The 21,156-nt window shown below is 25.4% G+C and carries 22 protein-coding genes and 1 pseudogene; 3 read left to right on the top strand and 20 right to left on the bottom strand.

What is annotated here, in order from left to right:
* The 5 genes and pseudogenes from Q1J60_RS12510 to Q1J60_RS12490 form a co-directional block, all read right to left on the bottom strand.
* Positions 1–426 (bottom strand): annotated as a pseudogene (locus tag Q1J60_RS12510) (PRK06851 family protein); the annotation flags it as partial.
* Positions 427–639: 213 nt separating this feature from the next.
* Positions 640–1,626, bottom strand: coding sequence for a polysaccharide deacetylase family protein (locus tag Q1J60_RS12505; RefSeq protein ID WP_423249135.1), 987 nt, complete (start codon positions 1,624–1,626; stop codon positions 640–642).
* A 403-nt stretch (positions 1,627–2,029) separates the two neighbouring features.
* Positions 2,030–2,851: a hypothetical protein gene (locus Q1J60_RS12500; protein WP_300262886.1), complete on the bottom strand. Its 822-nt coding sequence runs from the start codon at positions 2,849–2,851 to the stop codon at positions 2,030–2,032.
* Positions 2,852–2,941: 90 nt separating this feature from the next.
* Positions 2,942–3,211, bottom strand: a complete 270-nt coding sequence (locus Q1J60_RS12495; RefSeq protein WP_300262883.1) for an ATP cone domain-containing protein — start codon at positions 3,209–3,211, stop codon at positions 2,942–2,944.
* A 312-nt stretch (positions 3,212–3,523) separates the two neighbouring features.
* Positions 3,524–4,474, bottom strand: coding sequence for an aromatic acid exporter family protein (locus tag Q1J60_RS12490; protein WP_300262880.1), 951 nt, complete (start codon positions 4,472–4,474; stop codon positions 3,524–3,526).
* A 147-nt stretch (positions 4,475–4,621) separates the two neighbouring features.
* On the opposite strand from Q1J60_RS12490, the gene Q1J60_RS12485 reads away from it, so the two are divergent.
* Both Q1J60_RS12485 and Q1J60_RS12480 read left to right on the top strand, forming a co-directional pair.
* Positions 4,622–5,263, top strand: a complete 642-nt coding sequence (locus Q1J60_RS12485; RefSeq protein WP_300262877.1) for an undecaprenyl diphosphate synthase family protein — start codon at positions 4,622–4,624, stop codon at positions 5,261–5,263.
* A 4-nt stretch (positions 5,264–5,267) separates the two neighbouring features.
* Positions 5,268–6,767 carry a phytoene desaturase family protein gene (locus tag Q1J60_RS12480; protein ID WP_300262874.1) on the top strand — a complete coding sequence of 500 codons (1,500 nt, stop codon included), beginning with the start codon at positions 5,268–5,270 and terminating at the stop codon, positions 6,765–6,767.
* A 30-nt stretch (positions 6,768–6,797) separates the two neighbouring features.
* Here Q1J60_RS12480 and Q1J60_RS12475 read toward each other — a convergent pair whose 3' ends face one another.
* From Q1J60_RS12475 to Q1J60_RS12415, 13 genes are all read right to left on the bottom strand, one after another.
* Positions 6,798–8,492, bottom strand: coding sequence for a diguanylate cyclase (locus Q1J60_RS12475; protein WP_300262871.1), 1,695 nt, complete (start codon positions 8,490–8,492; stop codon positions 6,798–6,800).
* 61 nt (positions 8,493–8,553) lie between these two features.
* Positions 8,554–8,688 (bottom strand): cyclic lactone autoinducer peptide, encoded by a 135-nt coding sequence (locus Q1J60_RS12470; RefSeq protein WP_300262868.1) that lies wholly within the window; start codon positions 8,686–8,688, stop codon positions 8,554–8,556.
* Between the two features lie 21 nt (positions 8,689–8,709).
* On the bottom strand, positions 8,710–9,354 hold the full coding sequence (locus Q1J60_RS12465) for an accessory gene regulator ArgB-like protein (protein WP_300262865.1): 645 nt from the start codon (positions 9,352–9,354) through the stop codon (positions 8,710–8,712).
* A gap of 1 nt (position 9,355) precedes the next feature.
* Entirely contained in the window at positions 9,356–9,817 is a 462-nt protein-coding gene (locus Q1J60_RS12460; RefSeq protein ID WP_300262862.1) for a hypothetical protein, read from the bottom strand.
* A 17-nt stretch (positions 9,818–9,834) separates the two neighbouring features.
* Positions 9,835–10,401, bottom strand: coding sequence for a DUF5317 domain-containing protein (locus Q1J60_RS12455; RefSeq protein ID WP_300262859.1), 567 nt, complete (start codon positions 10,399–10,401; stop codon positions 9,835–9,837).
* Positions 10,402–10,551: 150 nt separating this feature from the next.
* A complete protein-coding gene (locus Q1J60_RS12450) occupies positions 10,552–11,112 on the bottom strand; it encodes a TVP38/TMEM64 family protein (protein ID WP_300262892.1) in 561 nt (186 codons plus the stop codon).
* Between the two features lie 258 nt (positions 11,113–11,370).
* On the bottom strand, positions 11,371–12,366 hold the full coding sequence (locus tag Q1J60_RS12445; RefSeq protein ID WP_300262856.1) for a calcium/sodium antiporter: 996 nt from the start codon (positions 12,364–12,366) through the stop codon (positions 11,371–11,373).
* A 130-nt stretch (positions 12,367–12,496) separates the two neighbouring features.
* The gene (gene dinB, locus Q1J60_RS12440) at positions 12,497–13,576 is read right to left on the bottom strand and encodes a DNA polymerase IV (RefSeq protein WP_300262853.1); all 1,080 of its coding nucleotides are present in this window, start codon (positions 13,574–13,576) and stop codon (positions 12,497–12,499) included.
* A 111-nt stretch (positions 13,577–13,687) separates the two neighbouring features.
* A complete protein-coding gene (locus tag Q1J60_RS12435) occupies positions 13,688–14,320 on the bottom strand; it encodes a peptidylprolyl isomerase (RefSeq protein WP_300262850.1) in 633 nt (210 codons plus the stop codon).
* Between the two features lie 178 nt (positions 14,321–14,498).
* Positions 14,499–14,903 carry a DUF3785 family protein gene (locus Q1J60_RS12430; RefSeq protein WP_300262847.1) on the bottom strand — a complete coding sequence of 135 codons (405 nt, stop codon included), beginning with the start codon at positions 14,901–14,903 and terminating at the stop codon, positions 14,499–14,501.
* 115 nt (positions 14,904–15,018) lie between these two features.
* Entirely contained in the window at positions 15,019–15,849 is an 831-nt protein-coding gene (locus Q1J60_RS12425; protein ID WP_300262845.1) for a Cof-type HAD-IIB family hydrolase, read from the bottom strand.
* Between the two features lie 232 nt (positions 15,850–16,081).
* Positions 16,082–16,795 (bottom strand): PspA/IM30 family protein, encoded by a 714-nt coding sequence (locus Q1J60_RS12420; protein WP_300262842.1) that lies wholly within the window; start codon positions 16,793–16,795, stop codon positions 16,082–16,084.
* An 85-nt stretch (positions 16,796–16,880) separates the two neighbouring features.
* The gene (locus tag Q1J60_RS12415) at positions 16,881–17,561 is read right to left on the bottom strand and encodes a hypothetical protein (protein ID WP_300262840.1); all 681 of its coding nucleotides are present in this window, start codon (positions 17,559–17,561) and stop codon (positions 16,881–16,883) included.
* Positions 17,562–17,707: 146 nt separating this feature from the next.
* Here Q1J60_RS12415 and Q1J60_RS12410 point away from each other — a divergent pair, with 146 nt between their 5' ends.
* Entirely contained in the window at positions 17,708–18,373 is a 666-nt protein-coding gene (locus Q1J60_RS12410) for a hypothetical protein (protein WP_300262838.1), read from the top strand.
* A gap of 121 nt (positions 18,374–18,494) precedes the next feature.
* On the opposite strand, the gene Q1J60_RS12405 is transcribed toward Q1J60_RS12410, so the two are convergent.
* Complete coding sequence (locus Q1J60_RS12405) at positions 18,495–18,767, bottom strand: ArsR/SmtB family transcription factor (protein ID WP_300262835.1); 273 nt, start codon at positions 18,765–18,767, stop codon at positions 18,495–18,497.
* Between the two features lie 68 nt (positions 18,768–18,835).
* Positions 18,836–21,156, bottom strand: a 2,321-nt coding sequence (gshAB, locus tag Q1J60_RS12400) for a bifunctional glutamate--cysteine ligase GshA/glutathione synthetase GshB (RefSeq protein ID WP_300262832.1), incomplete at its 5' end; no start/stop codon positions are given.

Raw genomic sequence — 21,156 nt, 5'->3', positions numbered from 1 at the left:
GGCCTTTTCGTATTCTTTATGAGCATTTTCCATACACTCTCTAAATTGTTCTTTTAAAATTTTTATAGCTTCTTTATTTTTGTCTATTTCATCTTTATCTAAGAATACATCTAAATCTATTACTTCAGTATTATCACCAACTAAATTCATAAAACCGTGAAGAGGTGTTCCATTTACTACTGCAATTTCTTTTTCTCTTAATATTACTCCTTCCATTTCATTATTATCTATAGTGCTTATAATCCCTTCTAAACTTAAAATATCACTATATTCATCTATAAGTTCCTTTATAATGGCAGTTTTAAATATATTGCTACCTCCATTTAGTAAATAAATTTTCTTGACACCTTGAAATATAGAATTATAAAGTGGTCTAAACCCTTTTGCTGTATTTCCTGCTCCATAATAATAAACTAAATTCTTCATTTCTAGTCTCCTTAATATAATATATAGCTCTTAACTTATTATATTTTTGAATTTGTAAATAAGTTACAGCGAAAAAGAGAGCTGATCTTATTTTATAAAATCAACTCTCTTCTTTATATATTAAGTAATATTTACTTAAATCATTCTTTTGTATTTAATTAAGTTTATTAATATTAAATAGTTATTGTATTTCTTATTGACAATAATTTATCTTTATTTTGTTTCATTCTCACTATTTTGTGAATTATTAGTTGTATCTGAAGAATTATTCTCATCTACAGGTGAATTTTTTATTACTTTAAATGCATATCCATGTTCTTTATAGAATTTTATTATTTGAGGTAATGCTTGTACAGTTTGTTTCTTAGCTGCTGCATCATGCATTAATAAAATTACATGATTTAAAGAATCAATATTTTTAGCTGAGTTTTGGACATATTGCTCTACTGTATAATGCTTTCCTGTTGCATCTCCAGTTTCTGCATCCCAGTCAATACTAACTATATGGTTTTTTGCAAAAGCCTCATCTAAAGCTTTTAAGTTAGGATCTCTATAATATCTTCTAGACATATATCCACCTGGCATTCTAACTACTCTAGCATTAAAATTCTTTCCTAATACGCTTTGCATTATTTCATTAGTTTGATTTAATTCACTCATAAAATTATTTACATTGACTGAATTTCCTGGATACAATGTTTTATAATTGTGTGAAAAAGTATGACTTGCTACTGCGTTTCCTTGCTCAATTTCTTGTTTTAATAGCTCTTGATTTTCTTTATTATCCTTTAATGCAGATCCTATATCAAAAAATGTAGCATGTACATCTTCTTCCTTTAATATTTTTAATATTTCTCTTGTATTTTCACTTGGACCATCATCAAAAGTTAAAAATATTTCTTTATTAGTATCTGAAGCTTTTCCTTGAAGCATTTTTTCAACTTCATCTGCACTAACTGCATAAGAATCTGCCGCATAAATTATGTTTCCATTTGGCATTATGTCTGTTGGATTTGGTTTTTCTTCTTTTTTAGGTTGCTCCTCCTTAGCTACTGCTAAAGTTGCCTTATTGGTTTTATTACTAACTAGTGATTTGATTCCAAAACCTACGCCTACAATTACTGCAACACCTGCTACAATAACTACTATTCTCCTTTTTAAATACTTATTATTTCTTCCGTTTCTTAATTTGTTGTTCAAAAAATTCATCTCCATGTCTATATAAATTTAATTATTAACCTCTCATTACTTATAATAAAACTTTGCAAAAATATTTTTGTTACAAATTATTTAAATTTATATTAAATTGAACAAAAAATAAATCTATATTAAAATTTCATAATAAGCTCTATTTAAAAAAATATTTATTTATAAATATATATTCAAATTCTCAAAATGAATCTTATAAATATATAATAAAAATTATTAAATTTATTCTGATGATATTTATAAACTATTTTAAGACAATCCTATAAGATTATAATTCTCTTTAATCACATACTTTTTAAGGATACATACTAACTTTCCAATTACATCATAAAAATCTCTAACTTTAGCCTTTATACTTACTATAAAATTAACTCCTAAAGCTTTATAATAAAGTTTAATTTAATTCCTTGTTAATACCCTCTTTAACCTCTTTAACTTTCCATGATTCTTTATCTACTAAATATTGACATATAAATGCTGGATCTGGTTTTCCCTCTGGATAATAGTATTTATTTACTACAAATCCGTAACTATCATTTCCTAAGTCATATACTTCATCAGATTTTAACTCTAAATACTGATCTTTTTTTACTACACCTAGATTCTTTACTATTTCTAAAGCCTTCTTTGCTAGTTCTTTATTATTTTTTTCAACTAAATCACTTTTTATTTTTTCTTCTTTATTAAGCTTTTCTTCTAAGTTCTTCAATTTAGAGTTACCACTTTCAATTAACTCTTTAACATTTTCTTCTAGATAAGCAATGTTTTTAAGAGATTTATTTAATAAATTTCTTGCTTCTGATATTTTACCTGAACTCTCTAGATTATTAACTTCATCCATACTTGAATAAAAATCATCTAATGCCTTCTTATCTTTATCTATTTCTTCTTTTAAAATATTAATATCTTCTTTAATTAATTGTGCATTTTTATTTTCTTCTACCTTTTTCAAACTATCTAATGATACATCTAATTTAAATTCATTATATGCTTTAGTAGATATTACATAATTATATGTTAAATCATATAAACTTTGAGCCTCTTCCCTATCTTTTGAATCATCTTTACTTGCCACTTTAAAAATTGCTGTAGCTTCTTCATAATTTCCTTGTTTTATAGATTCTTTTCCTTGTTCTATTAAACTTTTATTTCCACACCCCACAAAAAAACTCAAACTAAATAATAACCCCCAAGCTAAAACTATTTTTTTAATCATACTTTTACTTCTCTCCCTATTTACCATTAATAAAATATAGTCTTTACAAAGAAATTAGGTAGAATTTCTCTACCTAATTTTTAAATTCAATTATTTTTTATATTTTACATATGCTCTTAACACTTCACTAAACTTCTCATTTCTTAATGTATCAATTACAACACCAACAACTTCATAACTTGATGTTTCTCCATGATTTTTTCTTATTGATTTTAGTGTCTCTTCAACATCTTTTGCAATTATATCTATATCTGATTTATTAAGTGTTAAATTTAAATCACTTGCTGCATTAGATAAACTTGTTGATAGCTTTTCAATTTTAAATTCTTCAATTCTTCCATCTTTTTTTATTATGTTCATAAATATCCTCCAATTTAAATTAGTATAATTTAGTAATTCTTAAATTTAGTATAACATTTACCCTCTATTCTTAAAAGATAAATTTATACTAATAAATAAAAGACTATTTTGAAATTTTAAATTCATGTTAATATATCATTTCTTGTATCATAATTATTTAGAGTTATTTCCTTTACTCCCATCTATATTACTGCTATACTCTCTTTTATATTTCCATAAAAAACTCCTATAACAAAATAGATAAAGGTAAAATTATAAATCCACAATAAAGACTCTTTCATTTTAATAGACATATGACAAGTATAATAATATTTATTTTATGTAACATTGATTCTTTGTTTTTATAAATATCTCTAAATCATTAATAAATTGAAATAACATAGCTCTATTTTCAAACTCTTCTCTAGTCACTGGAAGCTCTTGCTCACTTAATTCTTTTTTCAATCTATTCAACCTATTAATAAGTATTTTTACATTTACTTCTTTACCTATTACAGATGCTACTTCCTCTGTAAAATTAGCAACAAGTTCAGTCTGTTTTACTGTAATAGATATCCTTGAAAGATGTTCTCTCATATACTTTAGCATTTGAAATTGAACTTCTCTCATATCTATGTAATGTACATAATACCTGACATCTGAAAACAAATAGTTATTAAAATTATCATTGGCTCTTTTCTTAGCTAATTCTAACCTATTTTCAAGTTCATCAAAAAGCTTCTGTTCCTTTATTGAAACACTATGAGTTCTTAGTGAATATGCCATATCCATAAATATTTCCTTTATTTTTTGTGATATGTAATCTATGTCTTCTTTTATCTTGTCTTCATTTTTAGGCATATAACTATTTAGTATTAAAGCAACTAATACTCCAACTAACATAAGACCTAATTCATTTATTATCCAATATGTGTTCACTTGTTTTTCAACTAATAAATGAGTTACCAAAACAGAACTTACAACAATTCCATCTGTTACTTTTAGTCTTACTGTTAAAGGTATAAAAATTAAAAGATAAACTCCAAAAATAACTGAATTAAAACCTAATGTTAAGAATAAAACTGAAGATACTATTAGAGCTATAATAACAGATTCCATTCTCTTTAAAGCTATTTTTAGTGATTCTCTTTTTGTACTTTGTATGCTTAGTATAGTTATAATACCTGCAGAAACCCAGTAACTTAGACCTAATTCCTTTGCTATAATCATAGCTATTACAGTACCTACTCCTGTTTTCCAAGTTCTAACACCTATAAATCTCATTTTTTCAACTCCGTATAATTAACATTAATTTTTTTCATAGAATAATAATATAATCAATTTTTAAAATAATCAAATTTATGCATTTTATTTATTAAAATGGGAATACTTTCATTAGAATCTATTTTTAAGAAAGGGTGGAGATATTTTATGAGAATTCCAAAACATATAGGGGTTATCCCAGACGGTAATAGACGTTGGGCTGTTGAAAATGGACTTGAAAAAGATCAAGGATATTTGCATGGAATTGACCCTGGACTTGAACTTTTTAAACTTTGTCAAAAACTAGATATTAAAGAAATAACTTATTATGGTTTTACTACAGATAATACTAAAAGACCATCATATCAAAAGAAAGCTTTTATAGATGCATGTATAAAATCAGTAGAATTAATTGCAAATCAAGATTGTGAATTACTTGTTATAGGAAATACTAATTCTCCAGTTTTTCCAGATGAATTAAAAAAATATACTAAAAGAACTAAAATAGGTAAAGGCGGTATACGTGTTAACTTCCTTGTTAATTACGGTTGGGAATGGGATTTGAATCTTCTAAAATCTTGTGATATTAATTGTAAAAATATATACGACCATATTCAATCAAAAGATATTTCAAGAATAGATTTATTAATAAGATGGGGTGGAAGACGTAGGCTAAGTGGATTTTTACCTGTTCAATCAGTCTATTCTGATATGTATATAATTGATGATTTGTGGCCTAATTTTAATAAGAATCATTTATTCAATGCTCTTAACTGGTACAATGAGCAGGATATTACCCTAGGTGGTTAATTATATGAATTCTAAAAAAAAAGCTATAATAGTTGGAGCTGGAATAGGTGGATTAGCTACAGCTATTCGCCTTCTTATTAATAACTTTGAAGTAGATATTTTTGAAAAAAACTCTAAAATAGGTGGAAAAGTAAATTTAATAGAATATAAAGATTTTAAAATAGACTCTTCCGCCTCAATATTTATGCTTCCTAAACCATATTTAGAAATATTTAAATATACAAAAAAAGACTATAAAAATTATATAGAGCTTATAGAATTAAATACATTGTATAAAGTATTTAATGATACTGGAGATAGCTTTAACATTTATTCAGACTTTTTAAGAACTACAGAATCTTTAGAAAAAATATTTAATGATGAAAGTTCAAATTATTATAAATATATATCTAATTCTTATAGAAGATACCTTTTGGTAGAAAAATATTTTTTAAATAGGAGTTTTTTCACCTTAAATTATTGGCAATATTTTAAATCTTTACCTGAACTACTTAGAATACATCCTTTTAAAAATTGTTATAAGACCATTGAAAAATATATAAATAATGAATATTTAAAAAATTTATTAGCTTTTCAATGTATGTATATTGGTGAGTCTCCACTTAAAAGCTCTAATGTTTTTAATTTAATTCCATCTACAACTCAAATATATGGATTATATTATATTAAAGGTGGAATGTACTCTTATGTGAAAGCTTTAGAAAAATTAATCTTGGAACTAGGAGGAAAAATACATCTTAACTCAAATGTAAGAAATATACTTATGAAAAAAAATGTAGCAATCGGAGTAAATGTAAATCATGAAAATATATTTTCCGATTTAATTGTTTGTAATTCAGATTTTACCTATACTATACAAAATTTAATTCCTAGAAGTGCATTAAAAAATAAAATTTCTAAAAGAAAACAAAATAATTTATTATTTTCTTGTTCTACATTTATACTACATTTATTTCTTAAAAAAAAATATGAAAATTTAAATATACATAATATACTACTTAATTTAAATAAGGAAGAAGTTTTCTTAGCTCCATTTATAGGAGGAAATTTACCAAAAGAATACATCTATTATATATATTGCCCTAGTTCAATAGATCCTTCATTAGTGCCTAAAAATTGTGAATGCCTTAATATAATACTACGTGTTCCAAATCTAAAGAAATATAAATCAAACTGGAGTGAATCTACGGTTATTTCTTTAAGAAACAAAGTTTTATGTGATATAAGCAAAATTAAAGGTTTAGAAGATATAGAAGAAAACATACTTTATGAAAGTTACACAACTCCTATAACCTTGAAAAATGATTTTAATTGCTTTTTTGGTGCAGCTTTTGGACTTAATCATAATTTATTGCAAACTACATTCTTTAGACCTCAAGCAAAAATAAAAAGCTTACAAAATATATATTTTGTAGGTGATTCAGTACATCCTGGCTCTGGAATATCAATGTCTTTAATCTCAGCTAAATTATGTTCTGAAAAAATAATATCAGATTTTAAGTAAATAAAAAGAGATGTATTTTTCTACATCTCTTTAAAAATCTTGTATTTCATCTATATTTTCCTTTACTACCTCACTAAAAATTCTAACTATTTCTGGATCAAATTGAGTTCCACTACATCTTTCTAACTCAATTAATCCCTCTTCATAAGTTTTTCTTTTATTATAGGGCCTACTTGAAGTCATAGCATCAAAACTATCTATTACAGTTAAAACTCTTGCTAAATATGGTATTTCTTTCTCCTTTAATCCTACTGGATATCCGAAACCATCATATCTTTCATGATGGTATAAAATAAGAGGCATAACATCTTTTAAGGAATTTACTGATTTTATTATCTCTACACCATCCTTAGAATGTTGCTTTAAAATCTCCCATTCCTCTTTAGTAAGTCTCATCTTTTTAGTTAATATCTCATTAGGTATATTTATTTTTCCTATATCATGCATATAAGCCCCATATATTAACTGCTTTTTCTCATCTTCTGACAATCCTAATTTTTTAGCCATAAGCCTACTATAAATAACCACTCTTTCTACATGGCTATATGTATATTTATCTTTTGCATTTATAATACTTATTAAAGTTTTTATAGATGTTACAAGTGCATTTTCTTCTTCATTTAAATCTTTTTTTAATTCATCTAAAACAGATACATATGTCTCCACTCTATTTTTGTGGAAAAATTTAGCTCTATACAAAGCATCATCAGCACATTTAACTAATTCTATCTCACTCTTAGCCTTATCTGGAAAGACAGCTATCCCAACAGATATTGTTAAATTAGCATTCGGTTGATTTTCTTGTCCTTCAAAATATGTTTTTTCTATTATATATCTTATATTTTCTGCAATTTTAGTTGCTTCTTCTTCTGAGGTATCGGGTAAAATTATTGCAAATTCCTCTCCTCCATATCTAGCTACTAAATCATTTTCTCTAGATATATTTTTAAGAATTTTTCCTATTTTTTTTAATACTTCATCACCTTTTTGATGTCCATACAAATCATTATAATGCTTAAAATAATCTATATCCATAAATATTAATGAAAGTTTCTGATTTTTAACCTCACTAATATGCATTTTCTCTCTTAATTTATCGTAAAAATATCTATGATTATAAACACCTGTTAGTCCATCTTCATTAACCAATGTTTGCAATTCTTTTATATGATCATTTTCAGTTTTCACATAAAAACCAAGAGTCCAAGCTGTCAAAAGAAATACTCCTGATAATATTAAATCATTTTGAAAATATATATTTACACCAACATTTCCTGCAAAAATTAAATCTATGGCTAAGATAATAACTGATGACACTCCAGATACCACACATCCTCTATGCATACCTCCCTGTATTGTAGATGTTATTATAATAAATAAAAATAAAAATTTATTATTACTAGAATTCCCTCCTGAAACTAATATTGCAATTATAAATATAACCATAAATAAGATTATTTCAATCAATTGTATCGTATTTATATGATCTTTGTATTTATTTAAACTGACTAAACTCAACAATATATAAATTATTGATAATAAAAAAATAGAAACCAGAGCTGCTGGTACTATGCCATAATATACTGACATTTCACCATGTAAATTCATAAGGTTAAAAATATACTGTAAAAAAACTATAGCTGAAAATAATAATGATGATACTTTTACTATTGATAATATTTCATCAATTTTTTTCTTTTTATTGTCATTTGCATCTCTAATCATATTGTCCTCACTCAAAATTACAAAACAAGGTCGGCTTAAAAACCGACCTTATCACAAGCTATTATTCATCTCTTAAAGATTTTGGTTCCTCTGGTTGATGTGTAAACCAAATACAAGCTGAAGTAGCAACTACTGTTGCTATTACTGTTGTTACTGCAGCAAATACTGTTAATAAATTTTTATTTAATTTTTTCATCTTAACTCATCCCCTCAAGATTTATAATAATTTATTTGTAAAAGAATCTATAGTTTTCAACAATATATATCCTATGTAAGTTAGAGTTATACATTGCCATGCTACTCCAAGCATTATGCTTAGCATTATATATTTCGCTAAACTCCATCCTGAATTATAATATAAAACTATACTAAATAATTCCATAAATAAATATATAGTTAAAATTTTTAAAGATCCTTTTTTCATGCGTTTTTTCTTTTTTTCAGTTTTTATTGGCTTATTTGGTGTATCTACTGGAGCATATTTAAAAACTATAAAATACGCAAAAATAAAAATAACTATTCCAACAAATATTATAATTTCAAAATTCATTTTTACAAAAAAACTACTTTTTATTAAAAAACCAATAAATATTGAAATTATTACACCCAATAAAGTACATACATTAGATGATTCTGAATGTGCTCCTCCAGAATATTTTCTAAGTATGCTTGCTGTAAATAAAAATATCAAAGCTTCTAAAGCTATATTAAACACTAATCCTAGTATAAGTACTGAAATTATTGATGTTAATGTCTGTATTAAAGCATAAGTTCCATATTGAATAATTTCTTTTCTTTCATTATCATAATTCAACTCATTGGAAACTTTTTCAGCTATTACCTTTGATATATTCTCAATCATTTTATCTCAACTTTCCTTTTTTTGATGCTATTAAATAATATAAAATAACTATAGTAGCAAAAATTATGGTAGATGGTATTCCCAAAATAACTTTATTTAATGAGCTTTTAAATAACTCATTTAAATTTTTATTTAAAATATACTTCACAAACCAAATATTTAATCCTTCACAAACAAATAATATCATTAAAATTAAAATTGATGCTCTTATACTTGATATTAAATCTATTTTATTTATATTAAAAATCAAAAATATTAAAACAAATATATTTAATATTGTATGTACACCATAACTTATTGGTAAAAACCTTACTAAATACACTACTAAAGCAATTATCAAACTAGATACCACATAATTCTTCCTGTTAACTTTTTTGTTAGCAAAACAATATGCCGCTAATACCATCAAAAAAGCTTCAGGTACACCTCTAACTAATAACTCTAAAAAAGTTACTTTTAACATATGCTCCTCCATTTATGTCAATTGAATATTCTAGTCTTTTTAGCCTTAAATTCTTCATTTGTTTTTTTTACTGTAACATATATTATAATTACAACAAATACTCTTATAAGTATATCACCTATACTTAAAATACTATAACCAATATCTATTATATCACTTAGACATTTTAACTTAACTGAACTATCACCTAACATATGTATATCTTGTACTTTTGAAAATGTGTCAGATTTAATATAACCAGTAAAATATGTTAAACTTGGAAAAGCTGGCATTCGTCCATTATTAGCAGCCATTACAATATGATTTAAAAAAGTTCCCGCTAAAACAAATAACGATCCGATTAAAGCACTTATATACTCTTTATACCAGAATATAGGTATTAAAAATAAGTACATATATACACTTTTGAATAAAGTTGACCATTTTATAACATCATAGTTACCCATAAATATACTTATTTGTAAAACTATATAAATAACTTCAAAAATCAAAATAGGATAGATTGTCCAACTTTTAAATAAAGGTTTTAAACTATATCCCTTTATTTTTGCAATTATTAGTGCTATAATTACTGCTTCGATCATTATTTTACTCCTTTAATCAAGTGTAAAGCTTTAACAAATTATTAAAACTTTATTCATTTAAATTAAATCATATAATTAATATTAAATCAATAATAAATAACCATTTTTCCGTAAAAAAATTGCGTTTTTTTGTTTTTAATGATAAACTTATCATTTTATACTTTTTTTACCTTTCACTTTTTTTAATGTAACCAAAAATAAAATTAAACTTAACACTCCAATAAAAATCTTTAAATTTTTTTGAGAAGCTATTATAACTCCATAACTCGCTAAGACTTCTAATAAAATAGAAGGTATTTTTCCTAAGAATGTAGATATTATAAATACCATGCTATCAACTTTACTCATAGCAGCAGCTAAAGTTATTAAACCTGATGGAATAAAGGGAATTAATCTTCCTTCAAAAATTAAAATCCCAACACTTTTCCCTTCGCAATTTACAATTTTATCTATTAATTTATATTTACCTTCAATATTTCCTGCAAATTTATTTATACCTTTTCTATATACTTTAAAACTTATCCATCCCCCTATAACTTCACCTAATAAAGAAATAAAAAAACCATTTATAGGGCCAAAGAATACTATATTAGCCCCAGTAACAAATATAGATGGAACTATTCCAAGTAATGCTATAATTACACTTATAAATAAGCTTATAAATATAGCTAATTGATTATATTGATTAAAAATACTTATTAAACTATTTATCTTTTTCTCCTCCTTTGCTTATATATTAACATGGTTAATTCTCATTCTAAGTATATCCTCCAAACTACTAAAGTTTCAATATATTTAAACTAGTAATACTATATTATTCCACTATATTAAGACAACTTTACTTATCTTACCTCTTTAATTAATAAATAACTTTCAAATTCCTTAATTAAAAACTTTAAAATAAAATTCTATAATATATATTAAATTTCAAAAAAATAACTGTCTTAATTTAAGACAGTTATAAAAAAATTAATTTCTTATTATTATATATACTGTATATCCAATATAAAGAACTAAAAGAAATAATCCTTCATACCTAGTAAGTATTTTTTCCTTTTTCTTATTTAAGAAAATTAAAGCACCTATTATTAAAGTAACAATTATAAGGAATATCAAATCTAACGATAAATTTGCAGCTATTGTTATAGGACTTATTAATGATGATAAACCTAATATTAATAATATATTAAAGGTATTAGATCCTAATATATTTCCAAGAGCTATGTCATTTTCACCCTTTTTAGCTGCAACTAAAGAAGTAACAAGTTCTGGAAGTGAAGTACCTATTGCTACAATAGTAAGTCCAACTAATTTCTCACTTAATCCTAAACCTAAAGCAATAGCAGTTGCTGAATCAACAACTATTTTTCCACCTAGTATTATTCCTATAACTCCCACTATTGATAAAATAATATTTTTAACTGTGCTATTAGGTGTCTTTATATTTTTCTCTTCAAATTCTTCAAATTCCACAGTTATTGATACTTCATCTTCTTTATTATTGTTTCTCTTAACTGTATATATTAAATATATTATATATGTTATGCACATTAAGACTAATATTCCTCCATCTATTCTAGATAAAGAATTTTCACTTCCCATTAGTCCAGTAAAAATAAAAACATATAAAACGAAAGTTGCAAGTAGATTTACTATAAAATCATTTTTTATTATATGCTTCTTTATAACTAAAGGAGTTACAATAGCTGTACATCCTAAAGCTGCTAAAAGATTAAATAAATTTGACCCTAAAACATTTCCCATGGTAATATCATTGCTACCTTTTAACGCAGCTGATATACTTACTGCAAGCTCCGGTGCACTAGTTCCTAAGGATACAATAGTAAGTCCAATTATAACCGCTGGAACACCTAACTTTTTAGCTATTCCTGAAGCACCATCTACAAAAAGATCTGCCCCTTTAATAAGTAAAAGGAACCCAATTATTAGAAGTATATAGTTCATCAATTTCTCTCCATTTCAAATCACTTTATTAAATATAGATATTTTTTTATAAATCATAAGCATTATTATACTATTTATTTAAATAATTTCTATATTATCTAAATTTATTTTCATCTAGTTAATAATTTATCTAAACATCAAAGCTTAACTGCTCACTTTTTTCTACTATTATATTTTCTTCTAAAGACGATATTGTTATTCCTAATAATCTTACCTTTTTATCTTTAAAATCTACTACTCTTATAAGATTTTTTACGCATTCCATTATTTCTTTCTTTTCTTTTACAAAGTATTCTAAAGTAATACTTCTTGTTATATGTTTAAAATCATCAAATTTCACTTTTAAAGTTACAGTCTTTCCTTTTTTATTCAATAAAGCTAAATTATCATAAACTCTTTCGGATATGCCTTCTAAAATCTCTATCATTTCATCTATATCTTCTATATCTTCCCTTAAAGTAATTTCCTTACCTATAGATTTTCTAATTCTATATGGATTTACTGGCCTATTATCTATCCCTCTAGCAAACTCGTATAATATCTTTCCTCTCTCACTAAAAATACCAATTAATTCTTTTTGAGAAAATTTAAGTAAATCTTCTCCTTTAAATACACCTATATTATTTAGCTTATTTTTAGTTACTCTTCCAACTCCAAAAAACTTTCCTATAGGTAGCTGTCTTATGAAATCCTTTGAATTCTCTTCTGTTATTACTGTTATACCATCTGGCTTTCTAAAATCTGATGCCATCTTTGCTAAAAACTTATTAAAAGAAACTCCTGCTGAAGCAGTAAGACCTAATTCTTTAAATATTCTCTCTTTTATTTCAAGTGCCATTAATGTTGCAGAGCCTTTGCACTTTTTACTTTTAGTTACATCAATAAAAGCTTCATCTAAGGATAATGGTTCCATAAGCTCTGAATATTCATTTAATATATTCATAACCTGTCTAGAAACTTTTTTATAAACATCCATTCTTGGTCTTATAAAAATAGCTTTAGGACATAATTTATATGCAGTTAAAGATGGCATAGCTGAATGTATTCCATATTTTCTTGCTTCATAAGAACAAGTAGCAACTACCCCTCTTCTATTTGGATCTCCTCCAACAATCAATGGTTTTCCTTTATACTTAGGATTATCTCTCTGTTCAATGGATGCATAAAAAGCGTCCATATCTATATGAATTATCTTTCTATTCCCTTTCATAAAGCCTCCATGCAAACATATGTTCATCTTCAATTTTACACTAAGACTTTTTAAATTCCAATATGGTAAAAACTTATATTAAATATAAATAATTAATAATTTAAATCTTTTTTATTTAACCTTCTCAGGCTCATTATACTCTATTCCCTTTGTATCTATCTTAATTGATTCTATAACAACATCCTCAACTGGTTTATCATTTGCTCCTACTGAAACCTTTTCTATTTCATGAACAACATCTAACCCCTTAGTAACTTTCCCAAAAGCAGCATATTGACCATCTAAATGTGATGCCTCTTTCGTAACAATAAAGAATTGACTTCCTGCACTATCTGGATTTTGAGATCTTGCCATTGATAATATTCCTTCTTCATGCTTAATATCATTTTCCACTCCATTAGAAGAAAACTCTCCCTTTATCATATATCCCGGTCCACCTGCACCTGTTCCCTTTGAATCTCCACCTTGAAGCACAAATCCCTTAACTATTCTATGAATAGTTAATCCATTGTAAAATCCATTATTAGCTAGGCTTATGAAGTTATCTACAGTGTTTGGAGCTTTATTTGGATATAATTCTGCCTCTATAGTTCCAAAATTTTTAACTTCAATAGTAGCCACTGGTAACTTATCCTCTGGTATATTTTCTCTTACCTTTTTACCTGTTCCTCCACACCCTACTAGAAGTAAGGATGACATTGTAACTCCTATTGCTATTTTACTAATTTTCTTTAATAAACTCATTTCTTCATTCCCCTTTCTTTAAATTTATTACTAATATATTTTAAATTATATCATCTAAACCTTTTAAATTTATGTCGTATAAGCTATTAATTTGTTTCTATATAATTAAATTTTCCAAAACAAAAAAAGGTATGTATTCTTTTTTGTATCATAAGAATACATACCAAATAATTTTTTATTATACTTCAAGTTCTTCAACTTCAACAGCAAAATTACCACAATTTTTACAAACATTTATATTAACTAAATAACTCTTATCTACTTTCTTATCCCTTAATAATTTATTATAAGTAAGACCTTCATAAGATTTTTCTATATTACTTATTACAAACTTTCCATTCTTAGCATAAATAAACATATTAAACTCTAAAAATGGGAAACTCTTTCTTTTTTCCTCTAATCCAAATTTACATTCTTCACATGGACCATCATAATAAGCTTTCCCAAAGCTAACACCCTCACTATTATTTAATATTTCAAAAAGCTTATCTATATCAAAATCATCTACATCTTCATTAAAGAAATAAAGTAATTTATCCTCTGATAAATTATATTCTTTTTCATCAAAAGTAAAATTAAACATTTAATCATCCCTTTCTGTGAACAATTCACATTTTATTATTATCTATAAACATATTTAATAACTTTAAATACAATATGTCAAACTAAATTTCTATTTTATTGAACTCTTTATTTTATTACTCTAATATAAATTTCTCTATAGCCTTAGCAACACCATCATTTTCATTTGTATCTGTTATATAATCTCCATATTTCTTAATAAAATCTGGTGCATTACCCATTACTACTGCTAAACCTGCTACCTCTAACATAGATACATCATTTCCACTATCACCAATACATATTACTTCTTCTAGACTTATTCCTAACTTATCCGCAAGAGCTTTAACTGCCCTTCCTTTTGAAGTTCCTTTTTTCATAATCTCTATACATCCACCCCAAGAAGCACAAACTAAATCTACTTCTTCTAAGGCCTCAAATTCATTCTTAGCTTCTTCTATGTTAGGCCCTTCTTCTTTTTTTATTATTATAAACTTTAATATATCTTCTCCATGCTCATAATAAGCATCTCTTAAGTCATCATATTTATAAAATTTTATTTTTTCTTCCTCATCTACCCAACTATTCATAAGTCTATGACTATCATTCTCTGGAATCTCTGTATCTGCTATTAATCCATCTGTAGAGTCTACGTAAGCTAAAAACTTATATTTCTTTATAATATCACATATTTTAAAGTAAGTTTCCCTATCTAGTGTAGATTTAAATATTACCTCATCAGTATTTTTATCCTTTATATATGAACCATTTGAACAAATTAAGGGTGCATTTACGCCTATTATATTCCCATATATTCTAGCTGAAGGAAAAACTCTTCCTGTTGATATAGCAATATGTACTCCTTTTTCAATAGCTTTCTTTAAAGCCTCTTTATTTCTTTTACTAACTTGATGATGAGAATTTAAAAGTGTACCATCCATATCTATACAAACTAATTTATAATTCATTTAATTCTCCCCTTTCTAAATTTTACAATCTGTTAATTTAAATTTTATATAGACTTTATTTTTTAATCAATATCTTATACCTAAATATATAATAATTACATAAAAAAACTTATAAATATTTTGTGAGAACATCTGAATTTGACTAAAAATTTAAGCTAATTCAAATATTCTATTCATAATACTTATAAGTTTTATTCACGATTTATTTTATTATAACCCTTTAAAATTCATATTATTTATTTTTATATTTCTCTAGTTCTAAGTCTAGTTCTGAATCTGAAGATTTAGTTTCTTGTGTATTTGTAGTTCTATATTTATTTAATTCATCATCTAAACTTAACTCTTCTAATTTAGCAAATTCATCATCTAAACTTTCACTTTTTAATTCTTCTAATCCAGCAGCATAACTCTCTTTTCTTGAAATACTTCTTTCTATATCATCAATATTAATTGAATTGCTCTTACTTTGAACATTTGCAATAACTTCATTTATTTGTTTTGAAGCTTCAGCATTATTTAATCTAGCTACTGCTTCATCTCTGTAACTTCTTGTTTTATCTAATTCTTTTTCTAATTCAACTAATTTTGTTTTTAAAACATCCGCTTTAGCCCTTTGTCCTTCATAGCTTGCCTTTAAAGACTCAAATTTCTTATCACTATCTAACTTAAGTTTTAAAGCTTTCTTAGCTAACTCTTCATTGCCTTTACTCATTGCTAATCTTACTTTTTCATCATACTGAATTGACTCTTCCTTAGCTTCATTCATTTTCTTTTCAGTATCTTTTAAGTTACCAAAAATTTGAGCTGATGATCTTTTAGCTTCATTAAAAGATTTTTCCATATCTCTTATTTTTTGATCCAATAATTCTATTGGATTCTCCATTTCATCTAAAGCTGAGTTAGTCTTAGCTTTAATCATATTTGATATTCTATTAAATATTCCCATATTGTTACCACCTTTACTGACTTTTTATTTAGATTTATTATACTCGCTCTTTTTTACAAATTCATGTCATAATTATTAATTTTAACTATCTTCTTTTTGTAATTGCAAATATTATTAAAATTATGACTAAAATAGTTCCAACACCTAAAAAAGGTCTTCTTATGAACATAAAACTAAACATGTTTCCAAACATATTAAGTATATTATTTAACATAAGCATATCAAAAAAGCTAAATCCTCTTGAATTACTTTCCCTATAGCTTTTATTTGAATCACTACTTGATTTATCATTATTTTCATACTTATTATTTCCTTGATAACTTCCTTCTGAACTATTAGGTGCTTTACTATTAAACTTGTCTGTAGTTGAATAATTATTATTTCCCTGTGTACTACCGTTATTTGAGTTACTAGAATCATTTCCACTCTCTACTTTATCAGAACTTGAATTACTCCCTGATGAAGAACTATTAAACTTATCTGTAGTAGAATAATTGCTATTTCCTTGACTTTTTTTCTTTTCACTGTATGAGCTACTAGGTTTAGAATACTTTTTACTAGAATTATAAGAACTACTCTTACTTGAACTTCTTGAACTACTTCTAGAGGAACCCCCTGATGATTTTCCACCTTTAGCAATACTATTTTCTATACCAAAAGTTTCTGCCTTAATTTTTTTAATTGGAGAAATATTAAAGCATCCAATTAAAAAGAAAAAAGATATAAAAAATAGGATTAACTGACCAAACCTTTTATGTTTTTTCATCCTCTTCCCCTCCTTAAATGTAATATATATCACTATTATAAATTAATTATGAAATTTTGTATATTTTAAGGTTTGGAATTCATAATTATTTGATAATATATGATATCATAAATATATATTATTTATATGATAAAGGAGTATAGCAAATGAATGTAAAGGAATTTTTAGATAAAGAAAAAAATACTTATGGTAATCTCTACAGTCAGCTAATGTTTGTTTTAGATGATATTGAAGATTTAAGTGAAGATTCTACTTTAAAAGAAAGAGCTTACTATAAGAATATTAAAATACTAAAAAAATATAATGATTTACTAGATAAGGCGTCTAAAGAGCTTCCAGAAAAAAAGTCTTTTCTGTCATTCCTAAATAAGTCTAAAGAAAATGAAATTATAAAAGAATGTGAAGATTTTAAAAAAACTTATAAGGACTCTCTTGATAAAATATTTATGTGTTCTGAATGCGTATGTGTAAAATGTATAAGAGAATGTGAGTTTAACCCATGTTTATCATGCAACAAGACTGGAAAGGTTAATTATTGTGATAAAGAAAATACCAATCTTATAGTATTTAAAAACTTTATAAAACAACAATACAATAATGAAACTAATCAAAATGAACCTGTTGAAATTCTTTGTGAAGTTGAAATATTAGATATAAACAAACGTTTTAGAATAATTAAAGAAATTTTAAGTGGTGAACAATTTGTACTTGAATATGTCTACAATATAAAAGATGGAGATTTATACAATTCAATTGATGATGTAGACTTATTTAATGAAATAATAGATCTATATGAAAGTAATAAAATATAAAACAAAAATAAAATATTTGAATACTTAATAATAAAACCTACAAACAATCTTAATACATAATATGTTTGTAGGTTTTATTAAACTTATTTATATATATTTTCTTTTTTATGCAGTATTAATCTTAATTATTTTTATAAATACTATCAGCTAATTCTATTATTTTTTTTATTTTATTATTTTTCAAACTATAATATTGATATAATCCTCTCTTTTCTGAAACTACAATTCCAGAATCTTTCAATATTTTTAAATGCTGCGATAAATTAGCTTGTGAAAAATCAATTCCTGTATTAAGTCTACATACACATACTGGTCCATCATATAGTTTCTCTATTATTCTTATTCTAATTGGACTTGATAATGCCTTAAATATCTCTAAACTTTCATTCTTCATATAAATACTAACTATCCTCCTTAATTAAGCATTTATAATATAACTTCATTAACTTATCTATTTTAAATCTAATTAAATAATAAATCTAATATTTTTTCACCAGCTTTTCTATTCTTTCCTTTGTAAGGGAAACAATGAATATGTATTGCTGGATTAAAATTCAATTCTATTATGCCGTGATTTTTTTCTTTTGCCTCTTTCTCTATATTATCTATTACCATATCTACTCCACATATAAGCGCTTTAACAGCCTTAGCTGATTTTAATGCAACCTTTTTATAACTATGGTGTATTTTATCAGTAAAGTCTATGCTATCTCCTCCTGTGCTTATATTAGAATTTTCTCTTAAATAAATTTTTTCTCCATTTTTAGGAATATATTTAAAGCTTAGTCCTTGATTTTTCAAAAACATTTCTTCTATTTCTCCTAATTTTATTTTTTCTAAAGGAGTCTTATATCCCTTTCCTCTTAATGAATCTTTATTCTTTTCAAAAACAAGATCTTCTATGGTACTTTCTCCATCCCCAATTACATTGGCAGGTTCTCTATGAAGTATTCCTACTACTTCCTCTCCTATTACAAGAAATCTATATTCCTTTCCTGTCATAAATTCTTCTATAAGTATTGAACTATCCTCTCTAAAAGCTATTTCAACAGCTTTATCATACTCTTCCCTTGAATATACTCCAGGAAATATACTAATTCCTAAGCCAAAGTTAGTAGATTTAGGCTTTATAACTATTTTTTCATCCTTAAATAATCTAAAGTCTTTCTTTGCCTCTTCTATGTTATCATAATCCTTTCCCTTAGGAACTCTTATATTATTTTCTCTAAGAATATCTTTAGTAACTAATTTATTTTCCATTATTAAAGCAGTTATATATGAATCTTTAGAAGTTTTTGTTGCTTGCTTAACATATTCAACCATTTCTCCATCACTAAGAGAAATGAAGTTCTCTAATCTATCCATAATATTAAATTTTATTCCTCTTTTAATAGCATCTAATATTAATATTTGTGTTGATAATTCCAAATCTTCATAGCCAACTAAATTAAATTCTTTACTTTTAAAATTATTTAGGTACTCCTTAGCTAATCTCATGTGAAAATTAACATATCCTTCTTCTTTTATATCCCTAATAAGCTTATCTGAAATTGTATCATTAGTATTATTAATTTTTTCTAAAGATCTTGTAATAACATTTTTAAATTCCTCATTATTTGAAAATAAAATTTCTACAATTTCACCCATCTCACTTAATATTTCGCTTCCTTTGTCCTTTAATAAAACAGGAACTCCATTTTCATATATAGTAGCATCTTCATTTCTACCATTTAAAGCAACTATATTATGATTTTCTAAAAATTCTTCTTGATCTTTATATGTTATTTCCTTGTTCTCTTTTAGCAAAGTGTAAATCATGAATAATTGCACTAGATAAAGTGTTTCTTTACTTACTCCTTGAATACTTAATGGATCTAAATCTAAAAGTCTTACTTCTAAGTAATCAATTCCTTTTAAAAGCAAGTTTTCAAGCATATCTGAACTTCCTAATGATTTTAATCTTATAGGATTGTAATACTCTTTTATATTTTGTATTTCCTTATCATTAACTAATCTTTTTATATCACTAGCATATTCTTCTATACTGTTATATGAAATATAATAATCCTTTTTATTTTTATACCCATAATAACTATTTCTTAAAGAAGTGTCACCTTTTATATAATAAGAATCTTTTCCTAGCTTTTCACCCACTTCTTTAATTTCATCTATATAACTTTCATGAAAAACAGGACTTGCTCCAGTTAAATATATTAATAACCAATGATACTTTTGGAAGTTTCTAGCCATTCTTAGATAAATATCATCTTTAAATTCTCTAAAATTCTTTTCTACTTTAAGTTCTTTATAAAGCAACTTGATAAATTCCTCTTTAAACGAAAAATTATAATGTATTCCACTTATTACTTGTTTCTTTTTACCGTATTTCTCACTAAGATTTTCTCTATATAATTCATCTGTTCTATTAGAAAGCTTAGCAATTGGAATTTCCTCTTCCTTTGGTAATACAGGTGGATTGCTCTGAGGCCATAAAAACTCTCCATTTTTCATAATCTCTAAAGATACAACCTTATTTAAGTTAGATATAAAACTGTAAACTTCCTCTAAAGTATTACAGACAGGTGTTACCATTTCTAATTGACTCTCAGAAAAATCTGTTTTTATATATGGATTCTTCTCTTTATCTCCAAAGGCCTTTGGATGAGGTGTTAAAGCTAGTTTCCCACTTTCTGTAACCCTAACATTTTCTTTTTCTAAACCAAAATTAGCCTTTATAAAATAATCTTCTAAACTTTCATCTTTTATAATTTTTAATAAACCTT

Origin of the sequence: Clostridium sp. (assembly GCF_029258205.1) — a bacterium.
Classification (GTDB): Bacteria; Bacillota; Clostridia; order Clostridiales; family Clostridiaceae; genus Sarcina.
The sequence above is the reverse complement of the archived record's forward strand: the minus strand, read 5'-3'. Positions and strand labels throughout refer to the sequence as shown.

Bases quoted from the DNA above. Each gene is read 5' to 3' on its own strand.
- Q1J60_RS12425 (WP_300262845.1), bottom strand. From the start codon at position 15,849: ATGAATTATAAATTAGTTTGTATAGATATGGATGGTACACTTTTAAAT.
- Q1J60_RS12415 (WP_300262840.1), bottom strand. From the start codon at position 17,561: ATGAAAAAACATAAAAGGTTTGGTCAGTTAATCCTATTTTTTATATCT.
- dinB (WP_300262853.1), bottom strand. From the start codon at position 13,576: ATGAAAGGGAATAGAAAGATAATTCATATAGATATGGACGCTTTTTAT.
- Q1J60_RS12465 (WP_300262865.1), bottom strand. From the start codon at position 9,354: ATGATTGAGAATATATCAAAGGTAATAGCTGAAAAAGTTTCCAATGAG.
- Q1J60_RS12455 (WP_300262859.1), bottom strand. From the start codon at position 10,401: ATGATCGAAGCAGTAATTATAGCACTAATAATTGCAAAAATAAAGGGA.
- Q1J60_RS12460 (WP_300262862.1), bottom strand. From the start codon at position 9,817: ATGTTAAAAGTAACTTTTTTAGAGTTATTAGTTAGAGGTGTACCTGAA.
- Q1J60_RS12420 (WP_300262842.1), bottom strand. From the start codon at position 16,795: ATGGGAATATTTAATAGAATATCAAATATGATTAAAGCTAAGACTAAC.
- Q1J60_RS12480 (WP_300262874.1), top strand. From the start codon at position 5,268: ATGAATTCTAAAAAAAAAGCTATAATAGTTGGAGCTGGAATAGGTGGA.
- Q1J60_RS12490 (WP_300262880.1), bottom strand. From the start codon at position 4,474: ATGAGATTTATAGGTGTTAGAACTTGGAAAACAGGAGTAGGTACTGTA.
- Q1J60_RS12470 (WP_300262868.1), bottom strand. From the start codon at position 8,688: ATGAAAAAATTAAATAAAAATTTATTAACAGTATTTGCTGCAGTAACA.
- Q1J60_RS12410 (WP_300262838.1), top strand. From the start codon at position 17,708: ATGAATGTAAAGGAATTTTTAGATAAAGAAAAAAATACTTATGGTAAT.
- Q1J60_RS12475 (WP_300262871.1), bottom strand. From the start codon at position 8,492: ATGATTAGAGATGCAAATGACAATAAAAAGAAAAAAATTGATGAAATA.
- Q1J60_RS12485 (WP_300262877.1), top strand. From the start codon at position 4,622: ATGAGAATTCCAAAACATATAGGGGTTATCCCAGACGGTAATAGACGT.
- Q1J60_RS12430 (WP_300262847.1), bottom strand. From the start codon at position 14,903: ATGTTTAATTTTACTTTTGATGAAAAAGAATATAATTTATCAGAGGAT.
- Q1J60_RS12445 (WP_300262856.1), bottom strand. From the start codon at position 12,366: ATGAACTATATACTTCTAATAATTGGGTTCCTTTTACTTATTAAAGGG.
- Q1J60_RS12405 (WP_300262835.1), bottom strand. From the start codon at position 18,767: ATGAAGAATGAAAGTTTAGAGATATTTAAGGCATTATCAAGTCCAATT.
- Q1J60_RS12500 (WP_300262886.1), bottom strand. From the start codon at position 2,851: ATGATTAAAAAAATAGTTTTAGCTTGGGGGTTATTATTTAGTTTGAGT.
- Q1J60_RS12495 (WP_300262883.1), bottom strand. From the start codon at position 3,211: ATGAACATAATAAAAAAAGATGGAAGAATTGAAGAATTTAAAATTGAA.
- Q1J60_RS12435 (WP_300262850.1), bottom strand. From the start codon at position 14,320: ATGAGTTTATTAAAGAAAATTAGTAAAATAGCAATAGGAGTTACAATG.